This is a genomic window from Polaromonas sp. (assembly GCF_031411155.1).
Classification (GTDB): Bacteria; Pseudomonadota; Gammaproteobacteria; order Burkholderiales; family Burkholderiaceae_C; genus Polaromonas.
The window spans coordinates 23237-45515 of the sequence record NZ_JANOAL010000087.1 but is presented as its reverse complement, the minus strand read 5'-3'; the positions used below and the strand labels follow the sequence as shown (position 1 = coordinate 45515).

The 22279-nt window shown below is 60.6% G+C and carries 25 protein-coding genes; 15 read left to right on the top strand and 10 right to left on the bottom strand.

Features of this window, described 5'->3' with window-relative positions:
* Positions 1-133 precede the first annotated feature (133 nt).
* A complete protein-coding gene (locus RMO23_RS05355) occupies positions 134-1387 on the top strand; it encodes an NAD(P)/FAD-dependent oxidoreductase (protein ID WP_309679217.1) in 1254 nt (417 codons plus the stop codon).
* Between the two features lie 95 nt (positions 1388-1482).
* Positions 1483-2556: a hypothetical protein gene (locus RMO23_RS05350; protein WP_309679215.1), complete on the top strand. Its 1074-nt coding sequence runs from the start codon at positions 1483-1485 to the stop codon at positions 2554-2556.
* On the opposite strand, the gene RMO23_RS05345 is transcribed toward RMO23_RS05350, so the two are convergent.
* Positions 2553-3383, bottom strand: a complete 831-nt coding sequence (locus RMO23_RS05345) for a hypothetical protein (protein ID WP_309679213.1) — start codon at positions 3381-3383, stop codon at positions 2553-2555. The genes RMO23_RS05350 and RMO23_RS05345 overlap by 4 nt on opposite strands.
* Positions 3384-3487: 104 nt before the next feature.
* Between RMO23_RS05345 and RMO23_RS05340 the strand changes: the two genes are divergently transcribed.
* The 6 genes from RMO23_RS05340 (at position 3488) to RMO23_RS05315 (ending at position 8820) form a co-directional block, all read left to right on the top strand.
* Positions 3488-3733 (top strand): hypothetical protein, encoded by a 246-nt coding sequence (locus tag RMO23_RS05340; RefSeq protein WP_309679211.1) that lies wholly within the window; start codon positions 3488-3490, stop codon positions 3731-3733.
* On the top strand, positions 3675-5240 hold the full coding sequence (locus RMO23_RS05335) for a DUF2779 domain-containing protein (RefSeq protein ID WP_309679209.1): 1566 nt from the start codon (positions 3675-3677) through the stop codon (positions 5238-5240). Before RMO23_RS05340 ends, RMO23_RS05335 begins: the two co-directional genes overlap by 59 nt.
* Positions 5241-5279: 39 nt before the next feature.
* The gene (locus RMO23_RS05330) at positions 5280-6263 is read left to right on the top strand and encodes a WYL domain-containing protein (RefSeq protein WP_309679207.1); all 984 of its coding nucleotides are present in this window, start codon (positions 5280-5282) and stop codon (positions 6261-6263) included.
* A gap of 112 nt (positions 6264-6375) precedes the next feature.
* Complete coding sequence (locus tag RMO23_RS05325) at positions 6376-7596, top strand: PD-(D/E)XK nuclease family protein (protein ID WP_309679205.1); 1221 nt, start codon at positions 6376-6378, stop codon at positions 7594-7596.
* Positions 7597-7651: 55 nt separating this feature from the next.
* Positions 7652-7987, top strand: coding sequence for a hypothetical protein (locus tag RMO23_RS05320; RefSeq protein WP_309679203.1), 336 nt, complete (start codon positions 7652-7654; stop codon positions 7985-7987).
* Between the two features lie 35 nt (positions 7988-8022).
* Positions 8023-8820, top strand: a complete 798-nt coding sequence (locus RMO23_RS05315; protein WP_309679201.1) for a protein phosphatase 2C domain-containing protein — start codon at positions 8023-8025, stop codon at positions 8818-8820.
* A gap of 74 nt (positions 8821-8894) precedes the next feature.
* Here RMO23_RS05315 and RMO23_RS05310 read toward each other — a convergent pair whose 3' ends face one another.
* The 4 genes from RMO23_RS05310 to RMO23_RS05295 form a co-directional block, all read right to left on the bottom strand.
* Complete coding sequence (locus RMO23_RS05310) at positions 8895-9404, bottom strand: GNAT family N-acetyltransferase (protein ID WP_309679199.1); 510 nt, start codon at positions 9402-9404, stop codon at positions 8895-8897.
* Between the two features lie 7 nt (positions 9405-9411).
* Entirely contained in the window at positions 9412-9708 is a 297-nt protein-coding gene (locus tag RMO23_RS05305; RefSeq protein ID WP_309679197.1) for a DUF1778 domain-containing protein, read from the bottom strand.
* A 122-nt stretch (positions 9709-9830) separates the two neighbouring features.
* A complete protein-coding gene (locus RMO23_RS05300) occupies positions 9831-10214 on the bottom strand; it encodes a transcriptional regulator (RefSeq protein WP_309679196.1) in 384 nt (127 codons plus the stop codon).
* Complete coding sequence (locus RMO23_RS05295) at positions 10211-10516, bottom strand: type II toxin-antitoxin system HigB family toxin (protein ID WP_309679194.1); 306 nt, start codon at positions 10514-10516, stop codon at positions 10211-10213. Before RMO23_RS05295 ends, RMO23_RS05300 begins: the two co-directional genes overlap by 4 nt.
* A gap of 131 nt (positions 10517-10647) precedes the next feature.
* Between RMO23_RS05295 and RMO23_RS05290 the strand changes: the two genes are divergently transcribed.
* The gene (locus RMO23_RS05290) at positions 10648-11109 is read left to right on the top strand and encodes a hypothetical protein (RefSeq protein WP_309679192.1); all 462 of its coding nucleotides are present in this window, start codon (positions 10648-10650) and stop codon (positions 11107-11109) included.
* A 95-nt stretch (positions 11110-11204) separates the two neighbouring features.
* Here RMO23_RS05290 and RMO23_RS05285 read toward each other — a convergent pair whose 3' ends face one another.
* Positions 11205-12935 (bottom strand): hypothetical protein, encoded by a 1731-nt coding sequence (locus RMO23_RS05285; protein WP_309679190.1) that lies wholly within the window; start codon positions 12933-12935, stop codon positions 11205-11207.
* A gap of 226 nt (positions 12936-13161) precedes the next feature.
* On the opposite strand from RMO23_RS05285, the gene rpsU reads away from it, so the two are divergent.
* The gene (gene rpsU / locus RMO23_RS05280; protein ID WP_007872347.1) at positions 13162-13374 is read left to right on the top strand and encodes a 30S ribosomal protein S21; all 213 of its coding nucleotides are present in this window, start codon (positions 13162-13164) and stop codon (positions 13372-13374) included.
* A 107-nt stretch (positions 13375-13481) separates the two neighbouring features.
* A complete protein-coding gene (locus RMO23_RS05275; RefSeq protein ID WP_309679175.1) occupies positions 13482-13943 on the top strand; it encodes a GatB/YqeY domain-containing protein in 462 nt (153 codons plus the stop codon).
* 14 nt (positions 13944-13957) lie between these two features.
* Here the strand turns inward: RMO23_RS05275 and RMO23_RS05270 are convergent, their stop codons facing one another.
* Together RMO23_RS05270 and pmbA are read right to left on the bottom strand one after the other, a co-directional pair.
* On the bottom strand, positions 13958-14752 hold the full coding sequence (locus RMO23_RS05270) for a DUF4399 domain-containing protein (protein ID WP_309679173.1): 795 nt from the start codon (positions 14750-14752) through the stop codon (positions 13958-13960).
* 150 nt (positions 14753-14902) lie between these two features.
* Positions 14903-16330: a metalloprotease PmbA gene (pmbA, locus tag RMO23_RS05265; protein ID WP_309679171.1), complete on the bottom strand. Its 1428-nt coding sequence runs from the start codon at positions 16328-16330 to the stop codon at positions 14903-14905.
* A 25-nt stretch (positions 16331-16355) separates the two neighbouring features.
* Here pmbA and yjgA point away from each other — a divergent pair, with 25 nt between their 5' ends.
* From yjgA to RMO23_RS05245, 4 genes are all read left to right on the top strand, one after another.
* Entirely contained in the window at positions 16356-16982 is a 627-nt protein-coding gene (gene yjgA, locus RMO23_RS05260) for a ribosome biogenesis factor YjgA (RefSeq protein ID WP_309679169.1), read from the top strand.
* Positions 16979-17581 (top strand): molybdopterin adenylyltransferase, encoded by a 603-nt coding sequence (gene mog / locus RMO23_RS05255; protein ID WP_309679167.1) that lies wholly within the window; start codon positions 16979-16981, stop codon positions 17579-17581. The genes yjgA and mog overlap by 4 nt, the downstream gene beginning before the upstream one ends.
* Positions 17582-17787: 206 nt before the next feature.
* Positions 17788-19095: a FecR domain-containing protein gene (locus RMO23_RS05250; protein WP_309679165.1), complete on the top strand. Its 1308-nt coding sequence runs from the start codon at positions 17788-17790 to the stop codon at positions 19093-19095.
* A 102-nt stretch (positions 19096-19197) separates the two neighbouring features.
* The gene (locus tag RMO23_RS05245; protein WP_309679163.1) at positions 19198-20589 is read left to right on the top strand and encodes a FecR domain-containing protein; all 1392 of its coding nucleotides are present in this window, start codon (positions 19198-19200) and stop codon (positions 20587-20589) included.
* 10 nt (positions 20590-20599) lie between these two features.
* On the opposite strand, the gene cysE is transcribed toward RMO23_RS05245, so the two are convergent.
* Both cysE and RMO23_RS05235 read right to left on the bottom strand, forming a co-directional pair.
* Complete coding sequence (cysE, locus tag RMO23_RS05240; RefSeq protein WP_309679161.1) at positions 20600-21373, bottom strand: serine O-acetyltransferase; 774 nt, start codon at positions 21371-21373, stop codon at positions 20600-20602.
* A gap of 10 nt (positions 21374-21383) precedes the next feature.
* On the bottom strand, positions 21384-22187 hold the full coding sequence (locus tag RMO23_RS05235) for an RNA methyltransferase (RefSeq protein WP_309679159.1): 804 nt from the start codon (positions 22185-22187) through the stop codon (positions 21384-21386).
* Between the last annotated feature and the right edge of the window lie 92 nt (positions 22188-22279).

Below are 22279 nucleotides of genomic sequence, written 5' to 3'. Positions count from 1 at the left end.
CGCCCAAGGGCCTGCGGGCCCCGGCAAGCGCTGGCCAGACTAAACTCCCATGTGCAAAACAATCACTCACGGGAGGTATTAGCTATTATTTTGATAGCTTATAGCACCCATTCTTATTGGGCTAGAGGCCGATTTGACTCATAAATTCGACGTAGTGGTCATCGGCGCAGGCGCGGCCGGACTGTTTTGCGCCGGCGTGGCGGGCCAACGCGGCCTGAAGGTGCTGCTGCTGGACCACAGCGAAAAAGTGGCCGAGAAAATCCGCATCTCGGGCGGCGGCCGCTGCAACTTCACCAACCGGGACGCCACCCCGGCGCAGTTTCTGGGCGAGAACCCGCATTTTTGCCGCTCGGCCCTGTCGCGCTACACGCCGCAAGACTTCATCGAACTGCTGCGGCGCTACAACATTCCGTTTCATGAAAAGCACAAAGGCCAGCTGTTTTGCGACCACTCGGCCGAAGATGTCATCAACATGCTGCTGGCCGAGTGCGATGCCGGCCAGGTTACGCGCTGGCAACCGTGCAGGGTCAAAAGCCTGCTTGGCCCAGATAAAACGGGCACGGACGGCTACCAAATTGATAGCGACCGGGGATTGATCGAAGCCCCGCAGGTGGTGATCGCCACGGGCGGCCTGTCGATTCCCAAAATTGGCGCCAGCGATTTCGGTTACCGCATCGCCCAACAGTTTGGCTTGGCGCTGGTGGAGCCGCGCGCCGCGCTGGTGCCGCTGACCTTTGACGGCGAAGCCTGGGCGCCGTTTGCCCAGCTGGCCGGCCTGGCGCTGCCGGTGCTGATTGAATCCTGCCCGCCTGACGCCAGCCCGAAGCAGCGCAAAAAGGCCGTGGTTTTTTCGGAAGACCTGCTGTTCACCCACCGCGGCCTGAGCGGCCCGGCCGTGCTGCAGATTTCCAGCTTCTGGCGCGAAGGCCAGGCGCTGCGCCTCAACCTGGCCCCCGGCGTGGATTTGCCCAGCCTGCTGCTGCGCGCCAAGGCCACGTCCAGAAAGCTGATCGCCAACGAGCTGGCCACCCTGGTGCCCAGCCGCCTGGCCGACGCCTGGGTTAGCGCCGACCCGGCCCTGCAGCGCCCGATCAGCGACGCCACCGACAAGGCCCTGCTGGGCCTGGCCGCGCGCCTGGCCGACTGGCAACTCACACCGAATGGCTCGGAAGGCTACAAAAAAGCCGAAGTCACCGCCGGCGGCATCGACACCCGCGAGCTGTCCTCGCAAACCATGGAATCGAAGCAGCCCGGCCTGTATTTCATCGGCGAAGTGGTCGACGTGACCGGCTGGCTGGGCGGCTACAACTTCCAGTGGGCCTGGGCCTCGGGGTTTGCCTGCGGGCAGGCGCTGGTGGCCAAGCAGGCTGCGTTAACGGCCGCCTGACTAACGCATTCGGCACGCTTCCTGAAATTTTGCGACACATTCCGTCGCACCCCTGATCCATAGTTCTCCCACAGTCACTTTGTGGGAGAACCCCTATGCATCGCCGCCAATTCCTGCAAACCCTCAATGCCATGGGTGCCAGTGTCATCCTGCCCGCGTCGGCGTTTTACGGCGAAGGCGCATCGGCCATAACAGCAACCCAGACGCCGACAAATGCCGTCGAGGTCGCCGGGAGCGACTGGGCTATTCCCAAGGTTGGCGTCGTGGCGCTCGGAGGGCGAGGCAGCGCCATTGTGAATAAGCTCGCTGGGCGCCTCCCCTATCTCGGGCTATCCATCGCCATCGATACAGACGTCAACTCACTGCAGCGGGTCAAGGCCGACCGCAAGATACTGGTGGGCGATGGCAAGGCCCCGAGCCTCGAGCCCCAAGCCGCACGGTTTCTTGCACAGTCGTCCCTCCCTGAAATTGCTGACGCGGTGGCCGGTCTGGACATGGTTTTGCTGGTCGCCGGGATGGGCGGTGCAGCCGGCAGCGGTATCGCGCCCATCGTTGCGCAGATGTTGCGCGAGCAAGACATACTCACTTTGGCTTTCACCACCTTGCCGTCCAGTTTCGGGAGCCTGCAGCGCAAGCAGATCGCTCAAACCGGCATCCGCGAGCTTCGGCTTCATGTCAATGCGCTACTCCCCTTCTCCAATCGGAATATTGAGCGAGTAGCTGGAGAAAACGCTTCGTTCACGTCCGTATCCAGTCAGGCAGCCTTGGCCTTCGACCAGCTATGGCGAGGCATCTTGAACCCGGTTTGCAGGCCCGGTTGGGTCAACATTGATTTCGAGGATCTCAGGCACATCATCTTGAGCCATGAAGGCGATTGCGCTTTCGGCTTCGGGTCTGCCAGCGGCGTGGACGGTGCCGCGGTCGCCGCCCTCCATGCGATTGACCATCCCTTGCTCGGTCGAAGCCGGCTGCAGCGGGCGTCGACCGTTCTGATGGCCGTTCGAGCCTCCCCACAAGTCCTGAAACTGGGAGACTCAATGAGCGCCATGAGAAGCATCCGAAAGCAGTTATCCCAAGACCCGTGGATCATCTACGGTACGTACCACGACGACACCCTGGATAACGAGATTACGGTTTCGGTCCTGGCCAGCGGCATCCGGGCCGCTTAAACGTATTCCGCAACACACGCCGCCATGGTGTTCCGGTGGATTTCCAGCACGCGGGACACTGGCTCCTGATAGCCTCCGGCCAGATTCCACACTACCGGAATGCCGATTGACTTCGCCACAGAAAAAACGATTCGGTCGCGTTCAGCCAGTTCCACCGTAGTCAGGAAACCACCCAGCGGATCGTTGATGTGCGGGTCAGCACCGGCTTGGTAAATCAGCAGGTCGCAGTCAGCAAAGTCGCGTACGACCTCGGGCAACTTGTCGATAAACGGCTTCGCATCGTCCGGGCTCCAGTGTTCTTGCGAAACGTGCCGAATCCAGTCGATGCTCAGCGCGGCCATGATTTCAGCCGTTCCCTCACCGTAGTGCTGGTCACAGTCAAGAATGCCCACGCGCCGGACTTTGCCTTCTGCCTTCAGGGCCAGTGCGGTCACCATCAGTCCGTTGAAGGTGCAGTAGCCATAGCCGGATTCAACCCCGGCATGATGGAACCCCGAGGTAGGAGAGCAAGCGACCAAACCGTTGTTCAATGCACCACGAGCTGCCGACAAGAGCGAGCCGCAAGTCCAGGCCAGCGAATCCGCTACCTCCTTCTGGCGGCCACGAAACCCGTTCATCAGCTCACAACTCAAGATGCCATCCACGTAGTTTTGCGAGTGGGCCTGCGCCAGCTGCGCCCGGATTGCCGGTAGGGGCTCAACAATGCCGATGGGGAAGTCTTGCGCAATCCAGTCCGCCACCACCCATGCCGGTTTGCGCGGGCTGGGTGAAGCGCTGTCCGGGCAGGAAACCTGCTTTGGTGAGTAATAAACCTCAATGAAATCCATGGGTGCCTCGCGTTGTTGATTCAATGCGCCAAGTTTGCACAGCGATGCGACACAGAGTGACGCATGCCGAACGACAATGACCTTAATCATTCAATTTCACCACCATGACAACCCACCCAACCAGCACCTGGTCTGAAAGCCTGCAACAGCAGACCCGCCAAGCCATAGCGCAACTACCGGTGACGCCGGATGGGTACCTTCATTTCAAGCACCCGACGCTGAGCTATGCCTATGCGACTATCGATGATCTGATGCATGACCGCCTGCTATTGCGCTCGAAAACGGGAAGCAATGATCACCGGTTTGATGATGTTGATGCCTTGTTGCAAGCAGGCTGGGCTGTGGATTAAGAAACACCCCATGCGCACATTTTCAAAATCAAAGTTGCTGGCCCTGCGCCAGTGCCCCAAACGCTTGTGGCTGGAAATCCATCGCCCTGAGCTGCGCGAGGATTCCGATGCCACCCAGATTAGCTTTCAGATCGGGCATCAGGTGGGAGACATCGCCCAGCGCATTTACGACCCCCAAGGTCTGGGCGCGGTAATTGATGTGCAGAGCGAAGGGTTTGCCCGCGCGTTTGAGCGCAGCGCGGAATTGCTTGGCACCGCGCAAGCCATTTTTGAGGCAGGTTTTTCAGCCGGTGGCGCACTGGCCTTCGCCGACGTCATGCTGCCCGAGCAACAAGACGGCCAACAGGTCTGGCGCATGGTGGAAGTCAAATCCTCCACCAGCGTCAAGGACTACCACCGCGATGACGTGGCCGTACAGGCCTTTGTCGCCCGGTCGGCCGGGGTTGCGCTGCAAAGCATCGCGCTGGCGCACATTGACAGTTCATGGACTTATCCCGGCAACGGCGACTACAGCGGGCTGCTAAAAGAAAACGACCTCAGCGCTGAGGCCTTCTCGCGCACCGAAGAAGTCAAAGCCTGGATAACCCAGGCGCAGCTTGTCACCGCCAGCCCTGTAGAACCAGCTATCGAAATAGGAGCGCATTGCGACGCGCCTTTTGCCTGCGGCTTTTACGACTATTGCAGCCGCAACGAACCGAAACCGGAATACCCGGTTTACTGGCTACCCTACATCGGTGCCAAAGCGCGAGAACTCGCCACGCAGGGTGTGACCGATCTCAGAAACGTCCCCGACAACCTGCTCAACGCCAAACAGCAACGGGTAAAAAATCACACGTTGGCCAATGCGGTGTTCTTCGATGCGGCGGGTGCCGCCGCAGACCTGGCTATCCATAGCCTTCCGGCCTATTTTCTGGACTTCGAGACCATCCAGTTTGCAGTGCCCATCTGGAAAGGTACCCGCCCGTATCAGCAGAACACCTTCCAGTTCAGCCTGCACACCTTGTCCGCATCCGGCCAGCTCGACCACACGGCATTTCTTGATCTCTCCGGCAATGACCCGTCCCAGCCATTCGCCCAGGCCCTGATCGCCGCCTGTGGTGAGCAGGGGCCGGTGTATGTGTACAACGCCGGGTTTGAGACGGCGCGCATCAGTGAACTGGCAATCCGGCACCCGCAATTCAGCGCAGCGCTGCTGGCCATCAACGCCCGCGTGGTTGACTTGCTGCCCATCGCCCGTGAGCGCTACTACCACCCCAGCCAGCAAGGCAGCTGGAGCATCAAGAAGGTGCTGCCAGCGGTCGTGCCCGAATTGCGCTACGACGCCCTCGACGGCGTGCAGGATGGCGGCATGGCCATGCAGGCATTCCTGGAGGCCATTCATCCAGACACATGCACAGCACGCAAAAACCAGATCGAACAGCAACTGCTCGCCTACTGCAAGCTCGACACCTATGCCATGGTGCGCCTGTGGCAGGTGTTTGCAGGCCGCACTGACTTGAAGCTTTAAATCACGTCATTTATCCACGTAATTTATCCACGCATCACCATGCCCAAACGCCCTGACTCCCTGGCAACGCTACAGCTTTCTCTTGAACTGCTTCGTCGCATTCCCAAACGCGGCACCATCACCGCGACCGAACTGCGCCTGCAATTGAAGGATGCGGGTTTTGAGCGCGAACCGCGCACCATCCAGCGCCTGCTGGAAACGCTGTCCGATCCCGATTCCACGTTTTACGGCATCGAACGTGACGACAGCAGCAAGCCCTACCGCTACCGCTGGCAAGAAAACGCCAAAGGCTTGACGCTGCCGGGCCTGAGCACCCAAGAATCATTGCTCCTCACGCTGGCCGAGCAACAACTGAGCAGCCTGCTGCCCGCCAAACTGATGAAGTCCATGCAAGGTTTTTTCAGCCAGGCGCGCGGCCAGCTTAATGAGAAGGGTCAAAGCGGCTCCTTCCAGCGCGAGCGTGAGTGGCTGGACAAAGTGCGCGTGGTCAGCACCAGCCAGCCGCTGCTGCCACCCAAAGTCGATGCCAACGTTTTCGAGCAGGTCAGCGACGCGCTGTATGGCAACCAGTGGCTGGACGTGGACTACAGAAATGCCGAGGGTGACAGAAAAGCTTCCAGGGTCATGCCGCTGGGCCTGGCGCAGCAAGGTCCGCGCATGTATCTCGTTTGCCGGTATGAAGGCTACGACAACGAACGCTGCCTGGCGCTGCACCGCTTTATCTCAGCCCAGTCTTCAACCCTGACCTTTGAGCGCCCCAAGAATTTCGACCTCAAGCAATTTGACGACGCTGGGCGCTTTGGCTACGGCGACGGCACGAAGATTCGCTTGAGTTTTCGGATAACGAAAGGGGCCGGGCTTCATGTGGTGGAATGCCCACTGTCTCTTGACCAGCAAGTGGTGGAACTGGATGACGGCTATGAGATTACGGCGACCGTGGTGGACTCGGCTATGCTGGATTGGTGGTTGCGGGGGTTTGGGGATGCGGTGAGTGAGATCAGCAGAAGCTCGCTGACGTTATAGAAAGCCGTTGTATTGGAGTTCATGAAAGACACGCAACCAAACCCAACGTTCAAAATCGTGAATGTGTCCTACGGCCGCCTTGGACGCCCTAACAAATGATTTCAAGGGAAATATGGAAACCACACAATTTTTACTGTCAACCCACGCAAAACTGCAGGGCTTGCGTGCAGCGCGATCCGCTTACGCCAGCCAGTTTGCCCCAGACTTCAACTTGATTGATTTACTGTCACCAGGCGAGTTGGGTTTGTCCAATCTGCTTCGCGAGTTACTGGACCCTCGCGGTAGTCATGCTCAGGGGCGAAGATTCTTGGACGGCTTCATCCAGCTGCTAGGGCTGACAGATTTGGTAGCGAACAGGGAGGTGCTTTCTGTCGCCACCGAAGCCCCCACCGACGCGAACCAACAATCCGGACGCCGCATTGACATCCTGATTGAACTGGCGGGCCCCACATCAGAACGAAAGTTTGCTATCGCCATCGAAAACAAACCATGGGCGGCTGACGGAGCTGATCAAGTAAAGGATTACCTCAGGCATCTGGAGGCCCGTTATAGGGATGGGTACGTATTGATTTACCTGCCAGGCCACGAGGACCGTACGCCCGGAGGCCACAGCATTGAAAAAGAAGCTGCCACCATAGCTATAGCAGCACGCCACCTGGTAGTGAGCTGCTACGCCCACCTTCTGCCTTGGCTGTCCACCTGCCGCGCACAGTGCGAAGCCCCTGCCGTGCAGGCTTTTATTCAGAGCTTCGAAAAATACATCTACCAAACTTTCTTAGGAGTCCGCGACATGACAGAACGTCAACAACTGATTACTGACGCCATCAGCAGTGCGGCAACTGTTGAGCTTGCACTGGAGCTTTCTCTCGCGCAATCTGATATCAAGGGCGCGTTGCTCAAGAAGCTTCATGAACAATTCGTCCGGGGCGTTAAGAAAGATGGTTATTCGTGGGAGCTACCGGCCAGCTTTGACATTTCAGACTGGAAACGCCCGATCCTGATTCAGTTGTCTCCTGGGGATAAATTCACTGTGGGTTTTGGCTTTGACCAGCCAGGCGGCGGAAATTTTTTCTACGGCATTCTGAAAAATGCCGAAACAGACGAAGTCCTGCTCGACATCAAGCCCGCCATGGACAACGAGTTCAATGCGAGGGGAAAGTCCCATGGCCTCTGGCTTTGGTATCAAGACTTCGAACCGTCTCTAAGAGATTGGCGATATTCTTCCAAGCCTTGGGCTCAAATTGCTTCGGGCGTGATGGCCGAGTGGATGATTACAACCGTTGCCAAAATTGAGAAGCGACTTCGGCAGAACCAATTGAAATCCGGCCTGTAGGCAACTGCGAGTCAGCATCAGCGGCCGCACTTTAATTGCAACTTAGGAGATGAAAATGACAAGGAAAATGCAAAAATTTCTCGTTTCTGCTGGTGAACCAAACCAAGAATACGGTCTTTACGTTATGGAGAAGGAAAGTCCGCATCACGCCAAAGACGCTCTACTGGCCTACTACTACGATTCCGATTCCTTTTTTCACGTCAGGGATCAAGACAAGGGATTGTTTATTCCAGCCTTGGAATTGAAAAGTTGCAAAGATGAATCCGGCAATGAATTCTCTGGCGAAGATTTACTTGGACGCATCAAGGATGCCATCAATGCGTACGAAGAAGAGTTACCTGGTTATGTGCAAAACGTGCTCAGCTATCCGCTTCCTGACGATGGTGAATAAGTCAGATTGGTGAACCAATCGCGGCAGTAGCCCAAATGGATTTATTCAGCCCTACGCCCATGCGGATTGCCTTTAACTCCTTCAGCCAACGCGGCACCGGCAAACCCCACAACGAAGATGCCATGTTGCTTAACGGACAAGTGCATCAAGGTCGTGTTCGCGAGCAAGGCGAAGTTGACTCATCACAACCACGCTATTTCGCGGTGGCGGACGGCGTGTCCAGCGGCAAACTCCCGCGCACCGCCAGTCGGCGTTTGCTGGAGCTGCTGCAAATCCGCCTTGCGACGGCACCAGACACCGCATCCCTACCGGCGCTCCTCCATCAGGTCCAACAAGACTATGTGGCCCTCAGTGCCAACGCCGAGCTTTATGGCATGGCCTCGACGCTGGTGGGTGTACGCCTGATTGGCAATGCCGTCACTATTTTCAACGTCGGCGACTCGCGGGCCTACCTGTTTACGAATGGCGTGAACGGTGGTCAGGTGCGCCTGCTGAGTCGCGACCATAGCCTGCTCAATGACATGCTGATCGCGGGTGAAATCACGCCCGAGCAGGCCAAGAATGCGGCCAGCATCCTGAAGGGCCTGACCTGCCAGTTCATCGTCGATGCCGAGTTTGATGAGTTCAACGTGAACATCGTCACCCATGAATTGCAGCCGGGTGAGCGTCTTCTGTTGTGCAGCGACGGGCTTAACGAGGTGTTGAGCGATGCCGGGATTGCCGCCTTGTTTGTCGGCAATTCGGATGTGGACCTACTGAGTGCCTGCAAAGCGTCACGCCGCGCTGGTGGCGCCGATGATTTCTCGGTCATTGTGCTGGTGAGCGCAACCTGATCCTGGATTCATAGCCATTCAGGCCTATAGACCTTACAAACAGTGCGTTAGCAGCTATCAAATAAATAGCAAATTCACTTGTCCCCAAACAAGCGGGTAATGGCCGCGACAGGCAGCCACAGGGTCAAAGGTGTCTCAGGAAATTCTTCAAAGTTCATTTGGCCGTAGAAGCTTTGCGCACGCGCGTTCTTGGCATCGACGATGACGCCGACAGCCCCAATTTCTTCCGACAGGCGATGGCACCGGTAAAGAGCATCCAAAAGCAGCAACTTGCCCAAACCCTTTCCCTGCTGACTTTGGTCTACCGCAAGGCGGGCCAGCCGGGCAACGGGCACCGGGTAATTCGGGAACCGCTTTTGATACTGCTGCGGCAACTGTTCCCGGCGGATAGCCGACATCGCCAGGCTGTAATAACCCAAAATCCGGTCGCCCTTGACGCCCACATAAGTCCGGCTGATTTTTGATTCGGCATGCTGCCGGGCGAGTCGGCGCAAATAATCGTCCAGTAGTAGTTCGCCGCAGACAAAATTGCGTCGGTCATGATTTTTTGCCAGCAATTCAACCTGGCCGTCAAAGTCAATCACCTGCCAATCACTTGGCTGGGGTGCTTTGATCGCGCCACTTCAAATAAGCCTGCGCAGCGGCTTCAAGTTTCGGGCGGGGCTTATCGGCGTTGTCCAGGGCGGCAAAAAACGCATCCCAGTCACGCGGTGAAAACGTCAAAGTCTCACTCTCGGCCAGTATCTGCCTGGCACGATCCTGCGCGCATGCAATGAGAAATGCGCTCAGTGAAACCCCGCTCGTCAGCGCTGCGCGAACGATCAACTCCTTGATTTCAGGTGAAGTACGAAGATCAATTCGCTCAAACGGCTGAGTAAGGGTGGACATGAGTAGTTCCAAAAACAGTTACGTAAAAAATACGGATTCATTTTATACCGTCGTCGATGGGGAGTACAGGCGACACCAATGATTTTTCGGTGATTGCGCTAACGCGGCAGGACTGATGTCACTTAGCCCGGCGGCCGGATCAGGCTCTCCGCCGGAATGCCCAGCCCGGTGTGCAGGCGCCACACCATCGCCAGGGTCAGCTTGCGCTTGCCGTTAAGCACCTCGTACACCCGGTTCATCTGTCCGATCATGGGCTCCAGGTCTTTGGGTTTGAGGCCCTGCTGCTCCATGCGGAACAAAATCGCCTCTATCGGATCGGGCGGACTCATGGGGTAGTGCTTGGCTTCATAAGCTTCGATCAATGTGACCATGGCCTCAAAGTGCGCGCCTGCGTCGCTGTCAATCTCGGGCTCATTGTCAAAATAAGGCGCCACCAGAGCCAATGCGGCACGGTAATCGGCATCGGTGCGGATGGGGCGAATGGGGTAGCGGTCTGGCTTTTTCATGGCTGATTCTCCACGGTGGCTGCGTCGATGGCGTCGTACTGTGCATGCGTGCCAACAAACTTGATATAAAGGGCCGCGAAGCGGTAGGCCACCGCCACCACCAGGCGGTAATCGTTGCCCTTGATATTGAACACCACCCGGTTGGCGGCCACAAAGCTGGCGCTGGCATACCGGAGCTTGATGTCCTGCGAGGTCTTCCACTGCGCGTGGCTGGCATCTTCAAACCAGGTTTGCAAGGCCTGCTTTGACGCAGGGTGCCGGAGCCAAAACTCCACCAACGTCGCCTTTGAGATAACTCGCATAGGTGTATTTTAGTCCCAAATTGGGATCTTTTCAAATGCAGTCCTTGACCTCATTACGGCTTCATGGCTGCGCCACATTTTGACGCACCGCTAACCATAATGAAGTGTCTGTTTCTTAACTGGAAATTCCCATGCCCATGCTGATTAAGCACATCGACGCCATCGCTCGCCAGAAGCAGCGCGGTGTTTTGTACCTGGAGTTTCACCCCCTGGCACTTGCCCCTCAAGCTGGCGAGAATCTGTCTGACCAGGATGTCTGGGCGTGGAAAACGATGCCTGACAGTGCATGGAAAGCGCTGCCCATACGGCAGCAGATCATCGACTGGCTGGAAGCGCAGGGCATCGGCTGGCAGCGTTGTGGCCACTTTGCCGCCGTGGGCTTGATGATGGGCTACCGGGGGCAACTGTATATCGACCTGCCTTACGACAAGTCCCTGCGTGCCTTTCGGGCATTGGAGGCATTTCTCGAAAATCCCGATGGCAGCATGCGCTACCCGGAAGTCTTCTTTGTTTACTGCTCTCTCGACCAGGCCATGGAAAACGCAACCCACGACGAGCCCGGTTTCTGGGATCGCTGGGCAGAAAATTTCTAGCAGCGCATGCTCAATTGGAAAATTGATAAGAACGCCTCATCCCGAATCAAAGTGCGACTTGCTACCTTTGCGACCCGAGATTTCGTACCAAAACCTCACGGTGCGCCCGCCAACTGCCGCCACCGCGCACATTGGCGCTCATAGGCAACCCAGCTAGCCAGTTGCGGCGTTGTTGCCCACGAATCAGCCAGCGACTGGGCCACCTTGCTTAACGTGGGTGATGCTTCAGCGTTGTTCACCGCCCTGACTTCTTCCACCTGAACCTGCGGATATTTCCCCATGCCGTCAAGACAGAGTGCAATCGTGCCGGCGTTGCAAGACCCCGACCTCACGGCGTATAAAGCAAGCCCCGAGGCCACATACTGAATGGTGGTTTCCGGGGACTGGAGGCAGTTGTCGCACACTGCGCCGTGTGCTCGTACAAGATCAAGACTGTCGAGCGCATGAACCGTGGTTGATTCCGGCAAGCGAAATCCGTATGGGATTCCCGGATGCGCGTCAAAGATCTTGTGCATCAGCTTGACCATCGACTTACCGGAAATCTGCGATACGCCCGCCACAAGTTGACCAAGGTTTTGCGGGTCAAGAATCTCGCCAAACTCGGCCCCGGAAATAGCCCGCCCTGCCGGTTTGCCAAGCAACGCCAGTCCCAGCGAAATCGCGTCGTCAAGAGCCACGTCGATGCCGGCCAGCCCGCGCGCTGCGGTTGCGAATGCCCGCGCCTGCGATAACAGGAGTTCTAGTCGATGGCAGCTTCTTGCGTAGCCAGGCAATACGCACCAGCGTAGCAACTTGGGCAGTGTTTCGGCGTGCTGAACAGGCAATGAGAAAAGCTTCGTCACGAGTCGACAGAATTCCTCCCACTCCTCCCTACCCTGGAACGGCAGGTTTTTGGTGATGCGCATGGCGGTGAGCCAGTCACGGCCAGAAATCGGAAGATCGCCAAGACGTTCACCCTGCCCGGGTGCCTGCTCAGCGCATCGAACGAAGCTTTTCACCGACCTTCTGTGAGCAGCCTTTGCGACGCCAAGTTCGTTCAAGGTATCGGGCAAGCTACGCCCGCTGAAAATCGCCTCCCGAACCTGTCTGGCCTCTGCTTCGGGGTCGCCGCTCGCTGCCAAATGAAGCACGGCCACCGGTTCGGTTCTCAAGGCCTGCAACGCATAGGGCACCGCTAATGGATCATTTTTCCGGGCAAGAGAAACCAGGCGATGAGCCATTGACACGCTCATGCGCGGGCGATTGGTGCTGATCTCACAAAGCTCAGGGTCAAGCGCGTCGAGGACCAGTAGCACCCCCGAAGCAATTTGGCGCCCGAGCACCATCAGCGCGTCGCTCTCGATCTGAAGGCGATCCTCATGGGTAAGGCACGGTTTTTCTGCAAGTCCATGGACGATCAGCAGTTTAGCCATGGCCCATAACGAGCGGTGCATGTGAGCCCCGCCGCGTGGTCGAGGCAGCCAAAACTGAGGATCGGACCAGGCCTTCAGGCAGTCATCAGGTCGAAAACCTGACCCCGCCTTGATTGCGGGGGACGGCTGATGACGGACTGCGTCGAGTTCCAGCAGCACCGTTTCCCACAGCGCCCCCAAATTCTGGATGTGTTGCACTTTTGTGTTGATGCATGCCACGAAAGCACCGTCTTCGGTTGCGGCAAGACAGCGCAGCGAGTCGTCAGCGGTATCCAGCGCCGTCCCAAGACTCAATGGCCCAACCATCGCGCGCGCGATTCCTGGGCAGGGACGATCAAGCACCGCAAACGCGTGCTCAGCACCCCACGGGTCCAGCGGAAACAACGGTAACTGGCGCGCGGTAACAATTTCCATAGCGATCTCATTCAGGGAGTGAGACCATTTTGGGCATCAGTGCGCCAGTTCGTGTCGCATCGCAGCGCGAAGCTAAGATGGGTCCGTCTCAACCGCCAAAAGATCGAGCAACCGAGGCCGAAATAACTCATGATTACGCTATAATCCAAGGCTTTGCTAGCAAACCCGCGCCTGGCCTGATCCTGATCAGATCAATTAAGGCGCAAAATTTTGGATCAATTCATCAATGACGACCATTCGTGTAAAAGATAACGAGCCCTTCGACGTGGCTCTGCGCCGTTTCAAGCGCACCATTGAAAAACTCGGCCTGCTGACCGACCTGCGCGCGCGCGAGTTCTACGAGAAGCCAACGGCTGAGCGTAAACGCAAGAAGGCTGCCGCCGTCAAGCGTAACTACAAGCGTATCCGCTCCATGCAGTTGCCGAAGAAGCTGTACTAAACCGTAAATTTGGTACTGCCTCACGGCAACTCCAAAGCCCGCCAGAGGACGCTCTCGCGGGCTTTTTTATTTTTCCATTCCCCAATTTTCCACCGCCGGAGCCCGCCATGCTACTCAAAGACCAGATCACCGAAGACATGAAAACCGCCATGCGCGCCAAAGACTCGGAGCGCCTGGGCACCATCCGCCTGCTGCTGGCGGCCATCAAGCAAAAAGAGGTGGATGAGCGCGTGGTGCTGGACGACGTGGCGGTGGTCGCCATCGTCGACAAGCTGATCAAGCAGCGCAAGGACTCGATCGAGGCTTTCCAGAAAGCGCAGCGCACCGATCTGGCCGACAAGGAAGCGGCCGAGCTGGTGGTGCTGCAGGCCTACCTGCCCGCGCGTCTGGGTGCCGATGAAGTCACGGCCGCCGTCAAGGCCATCGTGGCCGCGTTGAGTGCGGAACTGGGTCGCAACGCAGGTCCGGGTGACATGGGCAAGGTCATGGCCGCTGTCAAGGCGCAACTCGCCGGCAAGGCCGACATGGGGCAGGTGTCGGCCGCCGTGAAAGCGGCATTGGCCGGTTGAGCCCGGACTGAAACTTATTCCACGCGCACCGGCGTGGAGACCGCATCCACCAGCGTTTTGGACGGATTGAGGTTGTCAAGAAACTCCAGCTTGAGCGTGTAGGCGCCGGCCGGCGGCGCCAGCCAGGCCTCGGTCTGGCCATTGATGAAATCCATCTCTGCCGGCTTGCCGCTTTGCGGAATGACCGTCAGACGAAAGTGGCCGCTGTCTTTTTCCTTCTGGCTCTGGTGCGCCACATTGAGCCCGGACGCGTGAAACTGGACCCTGAACGGTGGCTTCACTCGGGCGTCGGGCGCCAGGTTCAGCAGGCTGATGCCTTTTTTGATCAGGCTCTTGGGGTCGATTTCGCTGTTCTTGCGGGTAACGGTGATTTTCAGGGGATTGCTGTACACAAAATGCAGCACATGCTTGTGATTGGCCAGCAGCAGGCGCAGCCCGTAGGTGCCCGGCTCCAGGTTCAGCACGGTTTCCATCTGGCCCTTGCCGAAATGCATGTACTGGGCATTGAAAGGCAGGGCTTTTTCAAAATCGAGCGGCAAGTTCTGATTCAGCAGCAGGTGATGGTGGCCGCTTTTTCCGCCCATGGGCGTGCTGATGGGCGCCAGCCCCCAACCGCCGGCCAGGCCAAAGGTCGCCCGAAACGGTGTTTCTATCGTGGCGCCGTCCTGCAGGTTGGTGAAGTAGGCTTCCGAGTTGAAGCGCGGCGGCGGCACCTGCCAGGGGTGGGCCGGTGGGGCGACCGCCTGGGCCGCCGGTTCCGGGGCGGGCGCCGCTGGCGCGGTCTGCGCCAGCGAGACCGCTGAAATCATGGTCAACAAAACTGAAGCGAGCGCCTGGCGCCACTTCAAGGTCGGGGTCAACTCACATGTCTGGAGGGGATTCACGGGTGTTGGACATTTGGTTACAAGTAGCTTTTAAGTATACATATTGCAACAGCCCGCCTCCATCGGCCCAAACCCTCAGGAACCGGCCACCTTCATGCGGTTGACCAGAATCGAGCCCACGGTTTTGGCGCCGTAGTTGTAGGCGTCGGCGCCCACCGCTTCGATGCCCATCAGCATGGTTTTGAGGTTGCCGGCAATGGTGATTTCCTCGACCGGGAAGGCGATCTGGCCGTTTTCGACCCAGAAACCCGAGGCGCCGCGCGAGTAGTCGCCGGTCACGTAGTTCACGCCCTGCCCCATCAGCTCGGTCACAAACAGGCCGCGGCCCAGCTTGCGCAGCATCGCGTCGAGGTCGTCGGCCTGGCGGGTGCGGCGGCTGGTCATGACCAGATTGTGCGAGCCGCCGGCATTGCCGGTGGTGCGCATGCCCAGCTTGCGGGCCGAATAGGTGCTCAAAAAATAGCCCTCGACCCGGCCGCCATCGACCACGGTGCGGGCGCTGGTTTTCACGCCCTCTTCGTCAAACGGCGCGCTGCCCTTGCCCTTGAGCAAAAACGGGTCTTCGCTGACGTCGATGTGCTTGGGGAAGGCGGCCTTGCCCAGGCAGTCGAGCAAAAACGTGCTCTTGCGGTACAGCGCGCCGCCGCTAACGGCCTGCACAAAGCCGCCCAGCAGGCCGGCGGCCAGCGGCGACTCAAACAAGACAGGGCACTCGGTGGTCGGGATCTTGCGGCTTTTCAGGCGCGCCAGCGCGCGCTCGGCGGCGTAACGGCCGACGGCTTCCGGCCGCGCCAGTTCGGCCGCGTCGCGCATCGAGCTGTACCAGGCATCGCGCTGCATCTGGTTGCCCTTGCCGGCGATGGGCGCCACCGAGATGCTGTGGCGCGAGCTGGCATAGCCGCCGCGAAAGCCCTTGCTGTGGGCGCTGAAAAAATGGCTTTGCTGAGCCGACACGCCCGCGCCCTCGCTGTTGGTGATCAGGCGGCTGGTGCCCAGCGCGGCGGCCTCGCACTGCAGGGCCAACCGGGCGGCTTCTTCGGACGTGATGGCCCAGGGGTGAAACAGGTCGAGTTCGCGGTGCTCGCGCGCAATGTCGCGGTCGTCGGGCAGGCCCGAGGTGTCGTCTTCGGCGGTGAAGCGGGCAATGTCGTAGGCAGCTTTCACGGTCTGCTGGATCGCCGCCGTTGAAAAGTCGCTGGTGGCTGCGTTGCCGCGCTTTTTGCCGATATAGACCGTGATGCCGAGCGACTTGTCGCGGTTGCGTTCGACGTTTTCCAGCTCGCCCTTGCGCACGCTGACCGACAGGCCGCAGCCCTCGGAAGCCTCGGCCGCCGCATCGCTGGCACCGAGCTTTTTGGCATGCGCCAGCGCGGTATCGACCAGGCCCTCAAAAAAGTCGCGGTGGTAGCTGAAACCGGCTTCGGGCTGGCTGCCTGGCCGGGTCTTGCTGTTATTGGCGCGAGAAGGGTTGCTGGACGGGGAATTGGCGGGCTTTTGGGTCATATGGGTAGCTATGATACTGACTGCCATGAACACCAAAACCACCAAGGCCATCAAAGGCATCACCAAGAGCCCGAGCAAGGCCACTATCAAGGGCTATTGGTCCAACGGCCGCTTCGTCAAGCCCGAAGAAATTGCCGCCGAGGAAGTCGGCCCGCCCAGCAAGACCCAGCTCAAGGCCGAGGCCGACGAAAAGCAGGCGCTGGGCGAAGCCCTGCTGACCCTGCGTGCCGACCTGATGGCGCGGCTGGACCTGCCCGACAAGCTGCTGCAGGCGCTGGCCGATGCGAAAAAGATCACCCACTTCGAGGGCCGGCGGCGCCAGATGCAATTCATCGGCAAGCTGATGCGCCCGCTTGATGCCGAGCCGATTAAGGGCGCCATCATGGAGCAGCAAAGCGGCTCGGCCGAACTCACGCTGCAACTGCACCTGGCCGAGCAATGGCGCGACAAGCTGATTGCCTCCGACGACGCGCTGGGCAGCTGGCTGACCGAACACCCCGACACCGACGCGCAGCCCTTGCGCGCCCTGATTCGCCAGGCGCGCAAGGATGCCAAACCCGAAAAACCGGGCGAGGCGCCGCGCCACGGCAAGTCCTACCGCGAGATTTTTCAGCTGGTCAAGCAGGCCCTTGGCGGGGAGCCCGAGGCATGAGCGCGGCATACGAGGCCGTCAAAATCGGCATCGTCTCGGTCAGCGACCGCGCTTCCAGCGGCGTCTATGTCGACAAAGGCCTGCCGGCGCTGAAAGACTGGCTGGGCCGCGCCCTGCACAACCCCATCACCTTTGAAGAACGCCTGATTCCGGACGAGCAGGAGCGCATCAGCGCCACGCTGATCGAGCTGGCCGGCGCTGGCTGCTCGCTGGTGCTGACCACCGGCGGCACCGGCCCGGCCCTGCGCGACGTGACGCCCGAGGCCACGCTGGCGGTGGCGCACAAGGTGATGCCGGGCTTTGGCGAGCAGATGCGGCAGATCAGCCTGAAATTTGTGCCGACGGCGATTTTGTCGCGTCAATGCGCAGTGGTTCGTGACAAAAGTCTCATTCTCAACCTGCCCGGTCAACCCAAGTCGATACAGGAGACCTTGGAGGGGCTAAAAGATGATTCGGGCCAAGCCGTGGTGCCCGGCATTTTTGCCGCGGTGCCGTATTGCATTGACCTGATAGGCGGCCCTTACCTGGAAACGCGCCCCGAGCTTTGCAAGGCCTTCCGGCCCAAAAGCGCGATCCGGCCGGCGCCTGAGGCGAGCTGAAATCCGCCTTGAAACCCGCGCTGGACACACCGAGGCTTTGAGCCATAACAAGGAAACCGATGCCACTCTGCAGATCGCCCAATAATTCATCAAAAAGACCTGCAGCCCACGCATTACATGTCGTATCAGCTATTATTTTCATAGCATTTGGCGCCCCGGCACTGGCCCAGACCGCGCCAGCGTCAAAGCCAGAGCCAGAGCCCAGCGTGCCCTACACCCTGAAGCCCAGCGACAAGCTGATCGTGATGTCGCGGCAGATGTTCAGCAGCCCGAACGACTGGAAAGAAGTGGCGCGCTTCAACAATCTGAAAAACCCCGACAGCCTGCGCGCCGGCCAGGTCATCCGCATTCCGCTGCGCTTCATGCAGTCGCGCCCCGCCGGCGCCAAAATTGTCAGCGCCAGCGGCGATGTGCAACTGGCCGGCAGTCCTGCTGGAGTCGGCACGCTGCTGGCCGAAGGCGGCAGGCTGCAGACCGGCGCCAACAGCTCGGCCGTGGTCGAGCTGGCCGACGGCAGCCGCATGACCTTGCTGCCCAACACCCTGGCCGAGCTGGCCACCAGCCGCAATTACGCCACCCGCGACGTGGGCAAGAGCGCCTCCAGCACCTGGTTCTCGGGCCTGGTGCGGCTGGCCCAGGGCGGACTCGAAACGCTGGCGGCCAAGGCGGCCCGCCGCGCCACGCCGCTGCAGATTGAAACCGCGACCTCGACCGTGGGCGTGCGCGGCACCGAGTTTCGCGTCGCCTTCGACGACCCGGCCGGCGGCAGTGCGCGCACCGAGGTGATCGAAGGCAAGGTGCGCGCCGACAACACGGCCCAGCAAAGCGGCGCCGATGTGCCCACCGGCAAGGGCGCGGTGATCAAGCCGGCCGAAAAAGACATCAAGGTCGTCAACCTGCTGCCCGCGCCCAATCTGGCCGGCATTCCGGCCGAGGTCATCAAGCCGCCGGGCAACTGGCCGATGCCGGTGCCGGCCGGCGCCGTGGCTTACCGGGTGCAGGTGGCCAGCGACGAGAAATTTGAAAAGATCGTGCGCGACCTCAAGGTCGAAGGCACGGGCGGCAGCGCCAGCCTGGCGACGCTGGCCAACGGCAGCTGGTTTGCCCGGGTGCGCGGCATCGACCCGGCCGGGCTGGAAGGCTTTGATGCCGTCAAGCGCATCAGCCTGAAAAACGCGATCTGGCGCGTCAGCTACTCCAGCATGAGCCTGGTCAACGGCCAGGCCGTGCTGGTCTGGACCGGCCAGCTGAGCGACGGCCTGCCGCTGACGGGCAGCGGTTTTAGCGCGCTGCTGGGCACCGACGCGGCGCTGACGCAAGGCGTGGTGACGGCCGAGGGCAACAACCAGCAGCTGGCCCTGGGCGAGTTGAAACCCGGCGTCTATTTCATCCGGCTGGGCAGCAAGCTGCCCCAGGGCGGCAGCTTTGACAGCGGTGTCTACCGCTTGGTGATTCCAGAAACCTGGGGCCAGAGCCAGTTCTTGCTGAATTCGCCGCTCGAAGCACTGAATTAGCCTTTCCCATCAAGGACGCTGATGATTCTCCGCAGATCCCACGCTCAGCCCTCAAAAATGCCGGCAGCCCACGCACTACGGGCGGTTACCGCTGTTGTTTGCATGGCAAGCTGCCAGCTCGCCATGGCGCAGGCGGAGGCTGGCAGCATGCCGCGCGAGCCCAGCATGCCTTACACCGTCAAGGCCAGCGACAAGCTGATCGTGATGTCGCGCCAGTTGCTGAACAGCCCCGGCGACTGGAAAGAGGTGGCGCGCTTTAACGGCATGAAAAACCCCAATGCCATCCGCGTCGGCCAGGTGCTCCAGATTCCGCTGCGCTTCATGCAGGCCCAGCCGGCCAGCGCCAAGATCATCAGCAGCAACGGCGACGTGCAGCTGGCCGGCAGCCCCGCCGCGGTCGGCACCGCGGTGGCCGAAGGCGGCCAGCTGCAGACCGGCGCCAACAGCTCGGCCGTGCTCGAGCTGGCCGACGGCAGCCGCGTGACCCTGCTGCCCAACACCCTGGCCGAGCTCGTCACCCACCGCAGCTACGCCACCCGCGATGTCGCCAAGAGCGGCTCCAGCACCTGGTTTTCGGGTCTGGTGCGGCTGGCGCAGGGCGGGCTGGACACCCTGGCCGCCAAGACCACGCGCCGCGCCACGCCGCTGCTGATTCAGACCCCGACCTCGACCGTGGGCGTGCGCGGCACCGAGTTCCGCGTCGCCTATGACGACCCGGCCACGCAAAACGCCCGCACCGAGGTGCTGGAGGGCGCGGTGCGGGCCGACAACACGGCGCAAAAAAGCGGCGCCGAGCTGGCACGCGGCCAGGGCGCGGTGCTCAACCCCGGCGTGAAGGACATCAAGGTGGTCGATCTGCTGAAAGCGCCCGACCTGTCGGCCACGCCGGCCGACATCTTGAAGCCGCAGGCGCTGTGGCCCATGCCCATGCTGGAAGGCGCCCAAAACTTCCGGGTGCAGGTGGCGATTGACGAGACCTTCAGCAAGATCGTGCGCAACCTGGTGGTCAGCAACGGCAATGCCGACCTGTCCAGCCTGCCCAACGGCTTCTGGTTTGCCCGGATTCGCGGCATTGACGCCGGTGGCGTCGAGGGCTTTGACAGCGTCAGGGCGGTGCAGGTGGTGCTGCCGCCACCGCCCGAGGTGCCGCCCACGCAATGGAGCCTCAGCAACGACCGGCTTGACGTGGCCAACGGCCGCCATGTGCTGCAGTTCAGCCAGATGGGGCTGGACGCCAGCCACACGATTCATGCCAGCGTCAGTGCCGACCTGCCGCCTTACACGCCGATGGCCGAGGCCAGCGCCAATGGCGCCGTGCCGCGCATCGCGCTCGACCTGGGCATCCTGGAGCCTGGCGCTCGGCTGCGGCTGAACCTGACGGTGACCCAGGCCGATGGCGCCAAGGTGATTCCGCTGGCCTACCTGATCACCGGCCAAAGCGGCTGGGGCTGGTTTGAGGGCGTGCTGCAGCCGGTACCGGTCGTCAAGCCCTGAGCCGGCCGGGCTATTTGCCGATCAGCTGGTTCAGCCGGTCGGCTTCAAACAGCTCATGGCGCGCCGCGTCGCCGGGCACGCAGTCGGTGCCCTGGCGGCTGCTGGAGAGCTTTTCAATCGCCTCCCACAGCAGCGCAATCTGGTGTTCCTGGCCCGCCGCGTTGTCGATCAGGCCGCGCATGGCCTGCGACACCGGGTCGTCGTTTTGCGTCACGCCGTAGGCTGAAAAACCCATCTTGCCGGCGGCCTGCTCGCGTTTCACGTCGGCATCGGCCTGAATCACCCGGGCCGGGTTGCCGACGGCGGTGGCGCCGGCCGGCACCGGCTTGACAACGACGGCGTTCGAGCCAATCCGGGCGCCGTCACCGACCTCAAAGCCGCCCAGCACCTGCGCGCCCGCGCCCACCACCACATTGCGTCCCAGCGTCGGATGCCGCTTGGCGCCCTTGTAGAGCGCGGTGCCGCCCAGGGTGACGCCCTGGTAAATCGTGCAGCCGTCGCCAATCTCGGCGGTTTCACCGACGACGACACCCATCGCATGGTCAAAAAACACGCACTCGCCAATTTTGGCGCCAGGGTGAATCTCGATGCCGGTGAGCCAGCGCGACAGATGCGAGATGAAGCGGCCCAGCCACTTGAAGCCGTGGTGCCAGCACCAGTACGCCCGCCGGTGCAGCACCAGCGCATGCAGGCCGGGGTAGCAGGTCAGCACCTCCCAGGCGGTGCGGGCGGCCGGGTCGCGTTCAAGAATGCACTGGATGTCGGAGCGGAGTCGGGAAAACATAGCATCGAGTCTAAACGTGACCCGCCGCATCTGCCGGGGCGGCCTTTTTGCCACCGGCTTGCGACATGGCCTTGGCCACGCCGCGCAGGATGTGGATTTCCTCGGGGCTGAGCCGGGCCCGGTTGAACAGCTGGTTCAGGCGCGGCATCAGCTTTTTCGGCGAGGCCGGGTCCAGAAAGCCGATGTCAACCAGCGCGGCTTCCCAGTGCCTGAGCATGCCGGCCACGGCGGCGGCGTCGGCCAGCTGCGGCTTGGTCGTGGCTGGCTGTACCGCAAAGCCGCCCAGCGCCTCGCGCCAGTCGTAGGCAATCAGCTGCACCGCCGCGCCCAGATTGAGCGAGCCAAACCTCGGGTCGGTCGGAATGCTCAGGCAGGCATGGCAGCGGTAGACGTCGTCGTTTTGCATGCCAAAACGCTCGGAACCGAACAAAAAAGCGACCGAATCGGGCTGTGGCCCAATACTTTTGCTCATAGTGTGCTCTGATTTTGATAGCGCATGGCCCTGCCCCAGCAGCGCCGCGAAATGCGCGCGCGGCGCCAGCGTGGGCGGGCCAAAGTCGCGCGGCGTCATGGCGGTGGCGCACAGATGCGCCATGCCATCGAGCGCCTCGTCCAGCGTGGCCACGATGCGCGCCTTGTTCAGCACATCGAGCGCGCCGCTGGCCCGCTGTATGGTTTCCTCGCGCCGCAGCACGTTGGCCCAGCGCGGCGCCACCAGCACCAGGTCGTCAAAGCCCATGGTTTTCATGGCGCGGGCGGTGGCGCCCACATTGCCGGCGTGGCTGGTGTTGATCAGGACGAAGCGGGTTTTCATGGGGTAAATATGGGCGCTGTCGGGCCAAGCCGGTAAAATGCCGCTATTGTCGCCGCGCCGGTTGCCGGGTCGCGGTTTGTGTCTGCTCTTTC